Here is a 15,763-nt window from a genome sequence, read left to right as displayed (position 1 = left end):
TTATAAGCTTGAAGTAAAGAAAAATATATTTAATAAAATAGTCAAAATATTTTCAAAATTCTATTGACATTTTACTTTTTATATGACATAATATAATTGAAGGTAGAAATCAAAAAAATAAAAAGAGGATTAGTTTTTAAAGCTAAAAGGTGAGAATTTAATTTGTATCGAAAAGGAAAAAGAGAATAAATTCTACCTAAAATAAAGGTGGCGTGATCAACCACCTTTATTTCTTTTATGACAAATAATGCGATACTGTTACATTTTCACGGTTATGACCTAAATTTCTGCTTACTTCTCTTACAGCTTCTCTATCTCTTTTATCTCTTGTATGCTTTTTGTATTTTCTTCCTCTGATTTCTATAAATCTCTCTTGAGCGTATTCACGGCGCATACTGTGTATATCAAGATGCTCTGGAATTCTTGTAAAAAGCCTTTCATTTCCTCTATCTTTAGCTTTTTCTAATATGCTTTCAATTTTAGACTGATAATTTTTGAGTACAGGAACTTCTCTTGTTTTACCGCCTTTACCGTTTTTGACATTGACATACAGCCTATCATCTTTTTTATAGATATCATTTGCAGTGATAGCTGATACTTCACGCCTTCTTAAGCCAGATGATTTACAGAAATCTATTAAATCCTTATAGTTATCCAAATTAATTTTTTTGTCATCAGGTCTTTCAAGTCTAGATCTTGTTATATCTTTTAGTCTTCTTTCGGGTATTTTAATATCATCAGCAAGGCTATTATCTTTGTACGCTTTTCTAAGAGCTGCTCTTGCAACCTTTATAGACCATGCTGATTGACCCAGTGAGATTTTTTCGCTTAAATAATCCGATACCATATCCTTTGTTTTGTCAAAGTCTTTATTTTTTACACCTTTAGATTTGCACCAATCAGCAAATCTTTTAACTTCATTACGATAAGTTGCATAAGTCTGTACAGAGAAGATACCTGCATTAAAAACTGCATCATTCATAGCATTAAATACATCTTGGCCATGAAGTCCATTCTTTATCGCTTCTTCTCTAGCCTTCTTTTTAACAGCGTATTTACTTTTTCCAAATGACTGCTGTTCTTTTAAATTGTTAAGCAATCTATAAAAAATGCTTCCTTGTCTGCCCATTAAAATCACTCCTATGACTTAAATTTGGACAATTCATTTTAATTATTATTGTTATTGTCTGTTTTAAATGGAGCGGACATGGTGTCTGTTCTAGTTCATAAATAATTGTCCAGATTCTAGACAATTATCTTCCATTATCTGTATTTTTCAAGTGCTTAAATTGAGCACTTGAAATTTCCAAAAATTTTCTAGTTTTTACTTCGTTATTTATTTTTTCAGCTATTTGAACTTCCTATTTTGGACAGTTCTTGGAGATACATTTAATTTATTAGCTGTATCTTTTATGAATGTTGGCGTCATAATGTCGTTAACGTTATTGCCTAATATAAGCATGTTTGACGTCTGCTTTTGCCTCTGGATATTTTGCTTCATATAATTCCTTTCTTCTTTTTAAGATATTCAGCACATTTCTTTATTGCTAATATTTTCAGCAAATTTTGAAGAAATAATTTTTGCAGCATTGTATCCAAAACATACATATCCATTTTAAATTCAGAAAACATTTGTATTAATAACAGTGATGAAAGCCTATATAACACGCTTAAATTGAATTCTAAATTAAAAATGTTAACAAGTTTTACTCATATTAGGGTTATGTTATCATTTTAAAAAATTGTCATTGCTTAGATAGCACAATATCAATGAAATCTAATGTTATCAAGAAAATATTTCAATAAACATAATTGATAAAGCTATTTCAAATGTTTTCTACAAAATTACTATAGTTTTTTTATTGTTTCTCATATGTATCTTACAGTATTATGTATTTTTCTTAGGCCTTTTGTTTTTCCATTATCTGTATTTGAAAAGGTGTCACTTTGATATCTTTCCATTTCCGAATTTTTTCCAGCATATTGATTCATTCTATAATCTTGTTGTAAAAGTGGACTTAGTGGACTTACTGGACTTAAATGCTTGAAAGTGTTGATTTTTAGCCTGTTTTTTAAGTCCATTTTTGCCTTAATGTGGTCATGTAACTGGTCTTATAAGTCCAGTTATATGACCGGTTTATATAATTTCTGGACTTGATAGAAACCGCTTTTTAATTGGATCTAGATCACTAAGTCCAGTAAGTCCAGATATGGAAATATAATTCTAGATAAAAAATTTTCACATTTCCATTATTTGTATTTGGCAAGTGGTCAAATTGACCACTTGCCATTTCTAAAACTTTTCCAGTATACCGGTTATCTTTGTAGCTGGTAAAGATAACAGCTGCAGTGGTTTTTGGATCTTTTTGTGTTTTAAGTAGACAGCTCATGGTGAGCGATCTACCTTCCCTAAATATTGGTTATTGCTGGAAGCTTTTAGATAATGAAAGTGCGATTATTGCACTTTGACCTCCTAAATTTTATAAACCTCCTCTATATCTACCTTAATGACGAAAGACGAAATAATTTCGCTTTTCACTAAAGGTATGCCTAACAGAGGAAGTGCGCCGGGCGCATATCCACTTTTTGTTTTAAAATGAAGGATGCCAGCGGCGTTCCTAAATTTTGATTATTTTATTACATTTCGATTACCAAATTATTCATATCTATCGGATATCATGTCAGTTTGGTATGAAGGATTTACCAATTTATTTTTTCTGTCTCCGCCTCAATGACGAAATAATTTCGCTACCGGTATATAGTTTTAATTTTTTTAATCCTATTTTTTGTTTTTCCATTATCTGTATTTGGAAAAGTGCAAAAGTTGCACTTTTCCACCTCTGAATTTTTTCCAGCATACTGATTGCATTTTGATTAAAAAGCATGTCTCAACTGAGGAATATAACCAGCTTCGCCGTTTATATTCTCCTATTGTCGCTGCGTGAGTGAATTTTATATCCGTAAAGTAAGTTTAGTCTTTGTTAAAACATCATTACCAGTTGTGATTATGTCGTAGATAAAGCCGGTAAGCCGCTTTATCTTCTCTAATGCATTATCCGCATAGCATGATAGAGATTACTTCTGCAGTGATTTTTGCGATATAACTGTTGGTATTGCTGTGGTGTATTTTATCATGCCGATAACTGATGCTTTAAAATTTCGTCTGCTCTTATCCAAGCCCGTGAGCCATATGGCTTTGCCGCTGCAGTAAATACATGATGTCATTTATGCTTATATAAGCAGCTTCAAGAAAATCAAGCAACCTTCCATTGCCATTCTCTTTTATGAAATATTCGGATTGATGCAAAGGAATTAACTTTAGCGGCAGAAAGCTAATCCTTTGATACTTGCAAAATGCTTTCTGAAGGCCCGGATATTTCAACCGCAGAGGAAAGAGAATGATGTATAGCGCATTTTATTTTTATGCTTGTTTTCTTTTTAATTCGATATTATTATATAACAAATATTCAGAAAATTCAATATAAATATTTAAATACCCTATGCGGTTTAAAGCATAGGGTATCATTATAGTAACTAAAGGTTTTATTTATCGTCATTTTGCATCATTTCGTCTTCTTTTTGAACTTTTACAAGTAACTCAAGAATTGCATCTGCTAATTTATTTATATTTTCTTCTTCAATGCCAATTATATCGTATATACAAGAGTCGATTATGTCGATGATTTTTTTATAATATTTGGCATCTTGATTATTATCAATAATTTTCATTAAAGCACGATTTTTTTGTATTAAAAGTCCGGCTAAAGAATCAAAATCATCACGAGTCATTTCTTTGTTGTGGTAATTCATAATATTTTTTCACCTCCTTTTAGTGATGTGATTTACCATATTTGGTTATTGTTTGGCGAATAGAGAATGATAATATTTTTTAGTTTTTATAAAAATATATCTGCGAAATTAGCGAAAAAAGCGAAATAATAGATATATAGCGATTTTCAGTTCTGTTTTATATTGCGAATTAAGTGCGAAAAAAGATTAAAAGATGAAAAGCTATTTATTGGTAAAATCTAAAAACTTTTTTCGCATATATTGCGCGGTTCTTTCACTGCCTCAAATCCGCTTGTAAACTTCTTTTTCGCTTAATTCGCTTTTTTCGCAACTATACTCCATATTTTTTTTGTTCTACCTTTGGTAATTTGTTTATTACAAATTACCTTATGTTCTTTTGATAATTCCCCTAACGCTTTTGAAATTAAATCTGAATTTACATGCCTTTGAAATATTTCACTATTTATTTCTGCCTGTGACATTGGTCTTTTTTTAAGACCTTCCAATATCTTTATCTTAATTGGATCTTCTTCTTCATCGTCACCAAAGAAGTATTCTACCGATTGTTTGCATCTTTCCCATATAGCCAACGCCGATATAATGTGCACTGGTTGTATCTCTTTTGATTTATCTAATACTGCATACAGCATTGATAGCCTTAAGGTTTGGGCTTCTGCACGTCCTAAAACTTTTCCGATTATTCCTTTTTTGGCATGCCTTAAATCTTTATATGCTTCTGCCCATATAGCTTCAGCTTCATTATTGCGTTTCAATTTCTGCTCTTCTGGCTTTAAGAGCCTTACCCATTCTAAAACATCATTTACTTTTAAAACTAAATTATTATATATTGAATCTGGTATTTCAGGACCTTCTGGTAAAAGCTTGTTGCTTTGGATACAAACAAATAAAAACCTGTTTGCAAAACCGTTGAATAAATCCACATCTGCAAGGTATCTATCTAATTCTTCAGGCGTTATATGACCAATAATGCTAATATGTGGTTCTGTGGCTTTTATGGCATTGTTTTTTTGAAGTCCTTGAAGGCTTTTTCCATCCCATGCTTGCCTTATAGCTGGTGATAATGTATTGCCTTCTCTTTGCATTACACGCAAAACACTTGCAAATTCACCTTCAACTACCATTAGCCTTTTATCTTCTACTCCTTCATCTACTAATACCGTTTCTATCTCATGTGTTTTTTTATTTGTTTCTTTTTTGTATATTGGATCTCTGACGTGGTATGCTAAACCTTCACCGCTTACCAGTCCGCTTTTATTGCAATTTTTAGCCCATTGAGGATCAACTCGATTAAATAGCTCAAATATGGGATCCCATGATGTGCCTTTACGACCTGTAGAGGTATCCCCGATTAGCAGTGCATTAAAGTTTAAACAATGTTTCGTTTTATTTACGACAGTGTAAACTTGACGTCCTACTACATTTCCAAACGCTACTAAAAAATTTATCAGTAATGCGTTTTTGTCTGCTTCTGTATATGGTTCTATGGCTCTTACAACTTCACCTGCTAATCCTCTAAAGGCTTCTTCTTTAAAATCGTCAGGCCATGGCACTGCTTCATTTTGTAATTCTTCTTGTGTCTCATTTTCTTCTTGTTTGTCTTTTTTTGGATCGTCTGATAATATGCCATCTTTTTCAGCTTCTTCTAATAATGCCATCATCTCATTTTCTTTTTCTTCTCTTGTCGCCATTTTTTAACCTCCTTGATAACGTCAAGCTGTTCATTTAATGAACCATTCCTTAATGTGTCAATCCAATATTCAATCAGGTCTTGATATTTGCAGGCTTCAACGAATGCTTCCAAATCCATATCGTCAGGTTCTTCAACTAATGATTTTATCTTCGTATACGCTTGAAATAGCTTGCAAAGATAATCATACGTTTCATCATATTTGCTCTTGAAATTCTTAAGTAGCCTATTAAATTTTTGCCTTTTAATAGCTTTTCTTTGGATTTCCTTATTAGGCTCAATTCCCGATAAAGGTATGCCAAAATCATAAGATAACTTTTTAACTGCTTCTAATGGTGTTAAATTAAAATATCTTGCTGTGAAGTCTATAACGTCGCCATGGGCTTGGCATCCATAACAATGATAGACATCTTTATAGATTGCTAAGGAAGGGTTCTTATCTGCATGAAATGGACAAAGAATGAAATAATGAGTGCCTTTTTTTACAGGATTAAAACCGTAAAGTTCTATAGCCTGTAATAGGGAAATATTAGATTTGACATATTCAAAATTATTGCTTATATTATAGCTGATGTTCAATTTATTTTTTTTATTTGCCATAGATTTTTCTATGGTATTTTTGTTCATTGCAGATCCCTTCCTTAATTAAGATAAAGGCTGTTTTAACTGGATTTTTTCCAGCCGCCGTCAAAAGCTTTTCCGCCATTGTCAATCCATTCTAACAGTTTATCGGGATCAACTCTTAATTGTCTTCCTACATGAACCACAGGCAAAATGCCTTCTCTGGCTAAAGCATATACTCTGTCTTCTTTTAAATCTAATATTTCTGCCACTTCAGGAAGCCTTAATAATTTTTTATTCATTTTACATTACCTCCTTGACTTTTTTTTAATTTCAATTTATTATAAGTACAAGTAAATTAAAATGTCAAGTATTTTTAATGTAAACTTGCGTAAACAATATTGATTAGGAAAGGGTGTAAATTTAATGGATGAAATTAGAAGATCAAAAAATACTGATATTTTAGATATGGCTAAAACCACATACATAAGAAGATTTGAAAAATACTATATAAAAGAGGAGGATAGTTTTTCTCTTAAACTACCGTTTATTGAAGGTGAATTAATGCCTTTAAAATTTGATTTATTAACATATGATTATAATACAGATGAAAACAAATTAGTATTTCCTAAAGGTCGATATGTAGTGCCAATAGAAGGAAGTAAAAATATAGAGTATAGACCGTTAATTGATTTTCCGGATTTGTTTTTTGCTTTTTCTAATTTAGGGAGAAACAGTGAAGTAAACGAAGAAGAGATTATTAAATTTATTGAAACATATGGCGGCAATTTTGTAGAATCAATTAAATTGCAATATTTAAAAAGAGTATCAGATAAGATTGCAAGTATAGATTTGGATATACCTATCAGCAAATATAACATAGAAGATATATACAAGTATGCACGTGAAGCATTTTTTGCATTTCAATTATATGATCAATTGAAGAGCAAAAACATAAAAAAATTGCGAAATACATTGATAGATTTTTATGAATTTGTAGATAAAATTATACATACAAATTCTGAGCTCAGTAGTATACCGCATGCTACAACGTTTAGAAATGGTTTTGTAAAATATATTCAGGAAATAGTTGATAGATGGATTGAGATTATGAAAGAATTCGACATTGACAAATCTATATTTATTGAAAGTGTAAAGATTGGAAATAAAGAAATGATAAATTTTATGTTGACCGAATTAATGACAGACTATATGGTCATTGAATTAGCAACAAATTTGATTAACGTGGTTATAGCTTTTAGAACTGCAAATATAAATATCAGAATAGATTTTGAGGGTGTAATGATGGAATCAGAATCTAAAATAGATTTTATACCAAGTTGGGGATATACTGATCTTATTCAGGCAATATGGTTACATTTTTGGTTAATTGTTACTAAACAGATTAAGATCCGCTATACATATTGTGAATTTTGCGGACTGCCAATCTTAAATCCACGCAAAAATCAGAGATTTCATCCTGGGTGTAGGCAAGCTTGGTTTAACCAACAAAAGAGAAATGCTATTAAATTTTATAAGGATGGCCTAAGTGTAGAAGAAATAGCTATTAAACTTGACAGAGATGTTGAACAAATAAAGGAGTGGATTAAAAAAGAAACTTAAATAGCTTACTAGCAAGGAATAAATTATTATTTTTATTTTGGCTTTTGTGTTATCAAGAAATATTTTTGACATTTTGAACAAAATTTTAATGTTAAAATTTTGCCGTTAATCATTTTCAAAATGGTAAATTTTATTTTTTCCAAGCGATAATAGTATAATAATATTTCGTGGAACAAAGTTTTTGAATGATTTTTAATTAAAAATTGCAAATGCTTTTTTAAAACATTCAACATAGTTAAATTTGCGGGAATCTTTCGTTGGGGGTATTGGCTGATGAATACTAAGGAAGTCCTAATAGTAGAGGACAGCAAACTTAATGCACAAATAACTGCAGATATATTAAATAAACACGGATATAAGACAGAAATAATATTATCAGGGGAAAAGGCTATTGAAAAAGCAATACATAGTGGTAAAAGTCCAGATTTAATTCTTATGGACATAGAACTTAGCGGAACAATTGATGGCATAGACGCAGCAAAAATAATTGGACAACATAAAGACATCCCAATTTTATTTTTAACTGCAAACGCCAGTAAAGAGATAACAGAAAAAATAAAATCAGTCTCGGCATATGGTTATATTCTAAAAGGTGTAGATGAATATGTACTCATTTCTCAAATAGAAATGGCTTTTAATCTGTATGAAGCCAAAATGCAGATTAAAAATAGAGAAGAATTATTTCATAGTATGTTTGAAAATCATGATGTGGCAATGATGCTTATTGAGCCAGAATCAGGACGTATTATTGATGCTAATAAAGCCGCTTGTGAATTTTACGGATATCCTAGAAACACCATTAAAAATATAGAGTTTAAAGAAGTTGCAGGTTTTTATAGCATAGGTGAATATAATAGTTGTTGGGAAATCTTTAAAAAAGGTTGTAATCCATGTATATGCATAAAAAACGTGATTAACGGAAAAGAAAAGTTGGTAAATGTGTATTCAACACTTATAGACTATCAAGGGAAAAAATTAGTCCATTTAATTATATTTGATATTACTGAAGAATGGGAAATAAAAAGAAAGGTTGAATTCTACAAAAAGCTTTTTGAAGAATCGTTAAATGAAATTTATATATTCCATTCAGATACATATAAAATAATAGATGTGAATAAAGGTGCAATAAAAAATTTAGGTTATAGCAAAGAAGAATTTATGAAGCTGACTCCTATTGATTTAAGTCCAGAATTTACATTACAAACTTTTAAAGAATTTTTAGAACCACTTTCAAATGGAGAACGGAAATTAATCGTCTTTGACACAATGAGTCGTAGAAAAGATGGTTCATTATATCCAGTAGAAGTTCACTTGGAGCTTATTGAATTTGGTTCAGAAAAAGTGTATGTAGCATTGGCAATAGATTTGACAGAACGAAGAAAGATAGAAAATGTTCTAAAAGAAAAGAATGAAGTTTTAAATACTATAACATTTTATGCCGGAGATGCAATCATAATGATTGATGATAATGGCAAGGTAACTTTTTGGAATCCTGCAGCAGAAAAAATACTTGGCTATTCAAGAGATGAGATAATAGGAAAGGAACTACATGCATTTTTAGTTCAAGACAAACAACTATATAAAGAATATAAAAAAGCTTTTAAAAGATTTCGATTAAGTGGCAGTGGAAGTATAGTAGGAAAAACAGTTGAAATGAAAACAAGACATAAAGCTGGTTATGAAATTAATGTAGAAGTTTCACTTTCTGTTGTTAAAGTTAATGATTCATGGCATGCTATAGGAATAATTCGTGATATAAGTGAGCGCAAAAAATTTGAAGAATTGCTTTACCGTCAATCTGTTACTGATCCTCTTACAAATATCTATAACAGGCGCTTTTTCATGGAGATATTGGAACAGGAAGCAGAGAGGACAAAAAGAAATAAAAAGCCATTTTCACTTATTATGTTTGACTTAGACCATTTTAAGAATGTTAATGACCAATTTGGACATACAGCAGGTGATAAAGTACTTAAAAAAGTTGCTGATACGGTAAAAGGGAGAATACGAAAGACAGATTATTTTGCTCGATGGGGAGGGGAAGAATTTATAATTCTTCTGCCTGAAACTTCCTTGAGCAATGCAGCTAATCTGGCTGAAGAACTTAGAAGACAAATTAGTATAATGGAATTAGAAGATATAGGGTGTGTAACAGCAAGTTTTGGAGTTACTGAATATAGGCATACTGATACAATTGATATAGTCCTTTTAAGAGTAGATAATATGCTTTATGAAGCAAAAAATAATGGGAGAAATTGCGTAAAAAGTGAATGAAAGAATGCTGAGATACTTGTCATAAAAGACGGATAGAAAATTAGACTTTTAAATAGCAGACATAATAAAATAAAAAGTTATTCGAATAATTGAGAAGAAGAGAAAAAATTATGAAGAGGAATTACTTTGCAAACAAGACGAAGATCAAATTTGGTATATTTCTGAAATTCTTAAAAAAAATAGGGTTATTAGCTTTTACTTTAAGTGCCTGGTCATGGATCATAGGAGCTTTTATCTGGACGTTGGGTACATTTGGCTGGTTTTTACTTGTTTATATTTGGAGAAAAAATCTTATTGTTCCACAGGCGGTTTATTCAACTGCTTTCACAATTATTGTATCGATAGGATGGGCTGCTGTTATTTGGATATTTATGTTTACGTGGGCGAAATATCATTATTACAAGTACTATAGAAATAATAGAAGAAAACTAAAACCACCTCTTTTAAAAGCGCCAATGCTTGAATGGCAGGAACTTACTCTAAAAATTTCGGATATAAGAAAAATTATAGAAAATAATCAGATATTACAGGGGTCTAATAAAACTATTTTTGAATGTTATGATTATACAAATGGAAAATATGATTTAATTTCTTTTAATCCAATAATAATGAAAAGGGATTTTTACAGCTTAAAAGGGGAACTTTTGGTTTCTCAAGGTGAGCAAGTTACACTTGAAGTTATAAAAAAAATAGCAAATAAAGGTATGTACTTAGAGTTTCTTTATGAAATTTCTGAATATATACCACAAAAGGAGAAAAGCAAATGACAATATGGAAAGTTATAGGATGGTATGTATTTGCTTACCCTCTTGCAATGAGCATAATATGGATATCTGCAGGGATATATTTCGGGTTAAGGAGAGAAAAAAAGCGTTCAGAAAAAGATTTTCAGTTGTCGGCAGAAGATTGGCCATCAGTTACTATTCTTGTGCCTTGTCATAATGAAGAAGTAAATATTGCAGCGACAAGTGCGGCTTTACAATTTTTAGATTATCCAGATTATAGAGTGATATTTATAGATGATGCATCTACAGATGGTACGGCGAATGTTATTAGAAGATTTGTGGAGCAGAATTCAAATTTCCATCTTTTAAAACTTCTTGAAAACCAAGGAAAAGCAAATGCATTAAATATTGCAGTATCTATTGCAGTAGCAACATCCATTACGGTAGTAATAGATGCAGATACTATTCTTTTACCCGATGCCTTAAAATATCTGGTTTATCCATATCTAAAACAGCCAAGGTTAGGTGCCGTTACAGGAAATCCTATATCAATTAACAGGAAAAATATTATTGAAAAGCTTCAAGCTGCTGAATTTTCTTCAATTATTGGACTTATAAAAAGGTCTCAAAGAGTACTTGGAAGGGTTTTAACCGTAACAGGAGCTATAACTGCATATCGAACAGAAATTTTGAAAGAAATTGGAGGATTTTCACCTTATACTGCTACTGAAGATATTGATATAACCTGGAGGATTCAGAAAAATTTCTATGAAGTTTGGTTTGTTCCCCAGGCAGTAGGATTAATACAATCTCCAGCAACATTAAAAGAATATTGGAAACAACGCAAACGATGGGCTCTTGGGGGTTGGCATTTATTGCGAACGCATAAAGATATTTTTAAAAGCTGGCAATGGCGCTATCTCTATCCCATATATATTGACTTTGTCCTTGGGTATATGTGGGCATTTTGTTTTGTATTTAGTACATTTCTATGGATTGCGAGTTATTTGTTTTTTCCTTACTCCTTTGGACTTAGTCCAATTCCAGCTTGGTATGGAGCAATTCTTTCTTTTGTAGGTGTAATACAGATGACAGTTGCTGTTTTTTTAAACTATAGCTATGATAAGAATTTATGGAAAGAACTGTTTTGGGTGCCGTGGTATTTTATATTTTTCTTTGCTTTTGGTTCGCTGACTGTGGTTTGGACGGCTCCCAAAGGCCTTTTTGGAAGTTTAGTTGGAACTGGCAAATGGAAGAGTCCAAAAAGATTTAAGAAGCAAAAAGTATAAATAATATAGAATAAGATTAAAAGTAATGTTAATGTAAATAGATATTTGTAGATGTCTCTTTTTTAGAATCTTTCATAGCTTTCTTTTTCTTTTATAATGCATACATGAAATTAGAAAGAATTGAAAAAGTATTGCTTCCAAAAAATGCATGGTTCAGGTTAATAAAAATAATTAGAATGGCTGTGAACAAAAACTGAAAAAACTATCAGAATTAATGAAAACTGTATGTGACTATATGAAAACTTTAAAGTTCTATATACAATGAAAAAGTATTTGCAATGCTTGCTGCAAAATTTGTTAGACAGGTTATAGCTTTTAATATTGTATACATTGCAGAAGCTGTGGTAAAATATGAATATCATTTTTTAGATGGATTTGGTAAAATAATAAAAATGATTGTTGCTTAAAGGGTATGTGATACGTTGCTATAAAAGTGATTTTTAAAGTTTATGGGGGGATTAAATGAGAGACTTAACTTATAATCTAATGAAAGGTATTGTAAGGTTCTTTATAAAAAGGCCAGAAATATATTGCGATGAAAATTTAAATAATATTTACTCTTCGATATTTGTATCTAATCATGTTGGATTTTTTGCACCATTTATAATTAATCTTTATGTTGATATGAAATTTATTCCATGGGTCATTCATGACATAACGGACAAAAAACTCTGTAGAAAGTATATAAACTCCGATTTTACTGAGCCACAATTAAAATTAAAGCCTCCATTAAGTTACATTGTATCTTCAATTATAGATCCTATTTGTATTTCCATTATGGATTATTTAAATGCAATACCTGTTTATAAAGGAAGCCAAAAAATATCTGAGACAATACTATTGACTTTGGATAGATTAAAAGAAGGACATAACATACTTATTTTTCCTGAAGATAGGAATAAAAAGTATAATGATGTTATAGATAAATTTAATACAGGTTTTATAAATGTTGCAAAAATGTATTATAAAGAATATGGTGGACTTATAAGTTTTTATCCGGTTTGTGTAAATAAAAGTCAGAATAGAATATTCATAGGCAAAAAGATAGTATATGATCCTAATATATCATATAAAAGTGAGAAAGAAAGAATTGCAAATTATCTTATGGAGAGTATTTCTAAAATGTATTACTGTTCTGGATTTTAGAGAACGCAAGATTGATAGTAGAATAGATTGATGACTTAGATAATTCCCTTCTTCTATTAATGGACTAAAATAGAAAGAAAGAAGAAGGAGAAAAATATCTGAAAAGATGTGTTGAGGCTATAAAGGGTATTCCATTAAATATAAACAAAAAGAAAGACATAGCGTTTAAGGCAGAGATATTGTCGGGTATAGATTTTAAAAAAGAAGTTATTGAGAAAGTTTTTTTGGAGGTGGTAAAAATGTTTAGAATTGAAGAATCTGAGACGTATAAAATGATAATAAAAAGGGCGAAAAAGAAGAAAAAATTGCAATTGCTAAAAAGTTGTTAAAAGAAGGCATGGATATTGACAGAATAGCAGAAATTACAGAGTTGTCAAAAGAGGAGATAAAAAAATTGATGAATTAGAATAAATTGATTTTTGAAATAAATACATTTTTATGTATGCGAAATGTACGCGAACTAAAAAAATCTTAAGTTATTTTAAGCAATTTCAATTTTTTAACAAAGCACTTAAAAGTCTTATATATCAAGCCTCAGCGAAACTTTTGCTATTTAAAAAAATATAGGATAAAGTACTATTGGAGGGACTCTTAATCAGCGGGTCTGGGGTTCGAGTCCCTAATGGCGCACTAGTATTTAAGGATTTTAAAATAAAAAAAGTGCTTGAGAAGTGCTTAAAAATTAAAAGTGTAAAAAGTGCTAATGTGAAAATGAAGGGGTATCCGTTAAAAGGCGGATATCTTTTTTTATTTCCGCTTTAATAATTATGCAAATGATGGTTAACTGTAAAAGCTATGTGTACAAAAATCTACAGAGTATATTGAAGTTAGTATAAGCTACTAAAAAAGTTTATACTCCCTTTTTTGACAGTTGAAGAAAAGAAAAAGCTTAAGAAGCATTGAAAATATTACATTTTGCAACTTATTGATGCTTATAAAAAGTGAGTAATGTTTTTGAAAGTCCTCAAGAATACTGCAATTAACGCTATTTTAAATATCGGAAATTTCAATCAGAAAGTTAAGATATTTTTTTTAAAAAATTATTCATATTACTCATTTTTAAATAAATGAAATTTGACACAAAAATGGGCTAATTGTAAGGCTTTAGGAACTATTTGAAATGCTGTAACTGTCAAAAACCTGGGAAATTATTAATTGAATTCCTTATTGAATAGTGCAATAAAAATAAAAAAATATATTGCATTTGAATTTCGATATGATATAATAAAGTAAATAATATGAAAAATTTGGTTTAAGGAGGAAACTAAGATGAATAAAAAAAGCTTTAACTTTGAATAGTTCAAGTGTTTATAATATTGTTTAATATGATAATGGTTTAATAATTTGGCAATACTATTAAAATCGTGCAATTAAATCCAATAAAAGGTGGAAAAATGTGAGTAGAAATATTTTTCTTTTCATATCATCACAGGTAATTTCTGATATAGGGGATTGGATAGATAGAATTGCTGTTTTAACATTAGTATACAACATTAATAACTCATCTATAGATATGTCGTTTTTGTCTATTATGATGCTATTGCCCTCATTAATCTTTGGAGTATTTGCTGGGAAAATAGTTGATATTTATAATAAGAAGAAAATTCTAATTTTAGGAGATTTTTTTAGAGCTATCTTAGTTTTTTTAATACCTTTTTTTAAAGAATATGTTTTTATTATAATTTTTATTGTATCTAGTATTTCTATATTCTATGATACAGCTAAAAGTAGTATATTGCCGGAAATAGTTAAAAAAGACAGATTAAGACAAGTCAATAGTTTAAGCAGTTCATATAGTTCATTAATGATGGTATTAGGGCCTTCAATTAGTGGTTTTATTATTTCAAAATTTGATATTAAATATTGCTTTTATATTGATTCTTTGACTTTTCTATTATCTATGGTAATGATTTTCTTGATAGAATTATATAAAGATGAGTCCCCAAATGATGTAGAATTGGATCGAACAGAAAAGATTTCATTTATCGAAGGATTAAAGTATATAAAAGATAATTGTATAATTTTCAATACATTATCAATAAATATGATGGTTGGATTAGCCGCTGGCATGTTAAATGGATTACTAATCATGTATGTTTATAAATTTTTAAAAACAGATTCGCAGGGATATGGTGCAATTCTTACTTTTAAAGGGTTAGCAATGATACTGACTTCACTTGTTTTATATAAATATCTAAAAAATGTATCAGTTGATGTTATTTTTAAGTTAGGATTGATAGGGTTAGGAATTTCTACTACTGTATTTCCATTAAATACATTCTTTGTTTTAGCAATTTTGATACAATTTTTTAATGGAATATTCAATGCATTATATTCCATTTCAAGGACTACAATTATACAGGAAAATTGTGATAATCAATACCTTGGGAGGACATTTAGCATGAATACAATGTTAATAAATATAACATCGATTATTTCATTAGCATTTGGGGGTATTGCAGCAAAATTTTTGGGCGTAAGGGCAGTACTGTTAATAGGTGGTTTTATAGTATTAATTAGCGGATTTGTAGCACGAAATAAAATACATTTAGAGATAACATCTTGAAAAGGCAAAAGACTATCTATATATTCTAATGAAATAAAAAACGTAAATTCATTAAATGTTTTATCTTTTATACCAATAGTCT

At 30.0% G+C, this 15,763-nt stretch carries 14 protein-coding genes and 1 pseudogene; 8 read left to right on the top strand and 7 right to left on the bottom strand.

All coding sequences use genetic code 11. The features are described from left to right. Positions 1 to 235 precede the first annotated feature (235 nt). The 7 genes from JJQ93_RS06995 to JJQ93_RS06965 all read right to left on the bottom strand — a co-directional run bounded on the left by JJQ93_RS06995 (position 236) and on the right by JJQ93_RS06965 (position 6,360). On the bottom strand, positions 236 to 1,129 hold the full coding sequence (locus tag JJQ93_RS06995) for a tyrosine-type recombinase/integrase (RefSeq protein ID WP_274893226.1): 894 nt from the start codon (positions 1,127 to 1,129) through the stop codon (positions 236 to 238). 219 nt (positions 1,130 to 1,348) lie between these two features. Continuing rightward, positions 1,349 to 1,501, bottom strand: coding sequence for a hypothetical protein (locus JJQ93_RS06990; RefSeq protein WP_274893225.1), 153 nt, complete (start codon positions 1,499 to 1,501; stop codon positions 1,349 to 1,351). A 1,207-nt stretch (positions 1,502 to 2,708) separates the two neighbouring features. Further along, positions 2,709 to 2,858 (bottom strand): hypothetical protein, encoded by a 150-nt coding sequence (locus tag JJQ93_RS06985; RefSeq protein WP_274893224.1) that lies wholly within the window; start codon positions 2,856 to 2,858, stop codon positions 2,709 to 2,711. Positions 2,859 to 3,543: 685 nt separating this feature from the next. Continuing rightward, positions 3,544 to 3,810, bottom strand: a complete 267-nt coding sequence (locus tag JJQ93_RS06980) for a hypothetical protein (protein ID WP_274893223.1) — start codon at positions 3,808 to 3,810, stop codon at positions 3,544 to 3,546. Between the two features lie 290 nt (positions 3,811 to 4,100). Further along, positions 4,101 to 5,498, bottom strand: a complete 1,398-nt coding sequence (locus tag JJQ93_RS06975; RefSeq protein WP_274893222.1) for a DUF3987 domain-containing protein — start codon at positions 5,496 to 5,498, stop codon at positions 4,101 to 4,103. Further along, positions 5,465 to 6,124 carry a CHC2 zinc finger domain-containing protein gene (locus JJQ93_RS06970; RefSeq protein WP_274893221.1) on the bottom strand — a complete coding sequence of 220 codons (660 nt, stop codon included), beginning with the start codon at positions 6,122 to 6,124 and terminating at the stop codon, positions 5,465 to 5,467. Before JJQ93_RS06970 ends, JJQ93_RS06975 begins: the two co-directional genes overlap by 34 nt. Positions 6,125 to 6,159: 35 nt before the next feature. Further along, entirely contained in the window at positions 6,160 to 6,360 is a 201-nt protein-coding gene (locus tag JJQ93_RS06965; RefSeq protein ID WP_274893220.1) for a helix-turn-helix domain-containing protein, read from the bottom strand. A 124-nt stretch (positions 6,361 to 6,484) separates the two neighbouring features. On the opposite strand from JJQ93_RS06965, the gene JJQ93_RS06960 reads away from it, so the two are divergent. The 8 genes and pseudogenes from JJQ93_RS06960 to JJQ93_RS06925 all read left to right on the top strand — a co-directional run bounded on the left by JJQ93_RS06960 (position 6,485) and on the right by JJQ93_RS06925 (position 15,681). Next, the gene (locus JJQ93_RS06960; RefSeq protein WP_274893219.1) at positions 6,485 to 7,681 is read left to right on the top strand and encodes a helix-turn-helix domain-containing protein; all 1,197 of its coding nucleotides are present in this window, start codon (positions 6,485 to 6,487) and stop codon (positions 7,679 to 7,681) included. Positions 7,682 to 7,954: 273 nt separating this feature from the next. Continuing rightward, on the top strand, positions 7,955 to 9,955 hold the full coding sequence (locus JJQ93_RS06955; RefSeq protein ID WP_274893217.1) for a GGDEF domain-containing response regulator: 2,001 nt from the start codon (positions 7,955 to 7,957) through the stop codon (positions 9,953 to 9,955). Between the two features lie 242 nt (positions 9,956 to 10,197). After that, positions 10,198 to 10,722 carry a hypothetical protein gene (locus JJQ93_RS06950; RefSeq protein ID WP_274893216.1) on the top strand — a complete coding sequence of 175 codons (525 nt, stop codon included), beginning with the start codon at positions 10,198 to 10,200 and terminating at the stop codon, positions 10,720 to 10,722. Beyond that, positions 10,719 to 11,969, top strand: coding sequence for a glycosyltransferase (locus JJQ93_RS06945; RefSeq protein ID WP_274893215.1), 1,251 nt, complete (start codon positions 10,719 to 10,721; stop codon positions 11,967 to 11,969). The genes JJQ93_RS06950 and JJQ93_RS06945 overlap by 4 nt, the downstream gene beginning before the upstream one ends. A gap of 278 nt (positions 11,970 to 12,247) precedes the next feature. Then, a complete protein-coding gene (locus tag JJQ93_RS06940; protein ID WP_274893214.1) occupies positions 12,248 to 12,376 on the top strand; it encodes a hypothetical protein in 129 nt (42 codons plus the stop codon). Between the two features lie 79 nt (positions 12,377 to 12,455). After that, positions 12,456 to 13,115: a lysophospholipid acyltransferase family protein gene (locus JJQ93_RS06935; protein WP_274893213.1), complete on the top strand. Its 660-nt coding sequence runs from the start codon at positions 12,456 to 12,458 to the stop codon at positions 13,113 to 13,115. A gap of 44 nt (positions 13,116 to 13,159) precedes the next feature. Next, a pseudogene (locus JJQ93_RS06930) lies at positions 13,160 to 13,521 on the top strand (Rpn/YhgA-type helix-turn-helix domain-containing protein); the annotation flags it as partial. Positions 13,522 to 14,511: 990 nt separating this feature from the next. Further along, positions 14,512 to 15,681, top strand: a complete 1,170-nt coding sequence (locus JJQ93_RS06925) for an MFS transporter (protein ID WP_274893212.1) — start codon at positions 14,512 to 14,514, stop codon at positions 15,679 to 15,681. The last annotated feature ends 82 nt before the right edge of the window (positions 15,682 to 15,763 follow it).

This window comes from Thermoanaerobacterium sp. R66, assembly GCF_028895185.1.
GTDB lineage: Bacteria > Bacillota > Thermoanaerobacteria > Thermoanaerobacterales > Thermoanaerobacteraceae > Thermoanaerobacterium.
Note: the sequence above shows the minus strand (reverse complement) of the source record. Positions and strands in the feature narration are given on the sequence as shown.

Bases quoted from the DNA above. Each gene is read 5' to 3' on its own strand.
- JJQ93_RS06970 (WP_274893221.1), bottom strand. From the start codon at position 6,124: ATGAACAAAAATACCATAGAAAAATCTATGGCAAATAAAAAAAATAAA.
- JJQ93_RS06955 (WP_274893217.1), top strand. From the start codon at position 7,955: ATGAATACTAAGGAAGTCCTAATAGTAGAGGACAGCAAACTTAATGCA.
- JJQ93_RS06965 (WP_274893220.1), bottom strand. From the start codon at position 6,360: ATGAATAAAAAATTATTAAGGCTTCCTGAAGTGGCAGAAATATTAGAT.
- JJQ93_RS06945 (WP_274893215.1), top strand. From the start codon at position 10,719: ATGACAATATGGAAAGTTATAGGATGGTATGTATTTGCTTACCCTCTT.
- JJQ93_RS06980 (WP_274893223.1), bottom strand. From the start codon at position 3,810: ATGAATTACCACAACAAAGAAATGACTCGTGATGATTTTGATTCTTTA.
- JJQ93_RS06935 (WP_274893213.1), top strand. From the start codon at position 12,456: ATGAAAGGTATTGTAAGGTTCTTTATAAAAAGGCCAGAAATATATTGC.
- JJQ93_RS06960 (WP_274893219.1), top strand. From the start codon at position 6,485: ATGGATGAAATTAGAAGATCAAAAAATACTGATATTTTAGATATGGCT.
- JJQ93_RS06940 (WP_274893214.1), top strand. From the start codon at position 12,248: ATGCTTGCTGCAAAATTTGTTAGACAGGTTATAGCTTTTAATATTGTA.
- JJQ93_RS06975 (WP_274893222.1), bottom strand. From the start codon at position 5,498: ATGGCGACAAGAGAAGAAAAAGAAAATGAGATGATGGCATTATTAGAA.
- JJQ93_RS06985 (WP_274893224.1), bottom strand. From the start codon at position 2,858: ATGCTGGAAAAAATTCAGAGGTGGAAAAGTGCAACTTTTGCACTTTTC.
- JJQ93_RS06990 (WP_274893225.1), bottom strand. From the start codon at position 1,501: ATGAAGCAAAATATCCAGAGGCAAAAGCAGACGTCAAACATGCTTATA.
- JJQ93_RS06995 (WP_274893226.1), bottom strand. From the start codon at position 1,129: ATGGGCAGACAAGGAAGCATTTTTTATAGATTGCTTAACAATTTAAAA.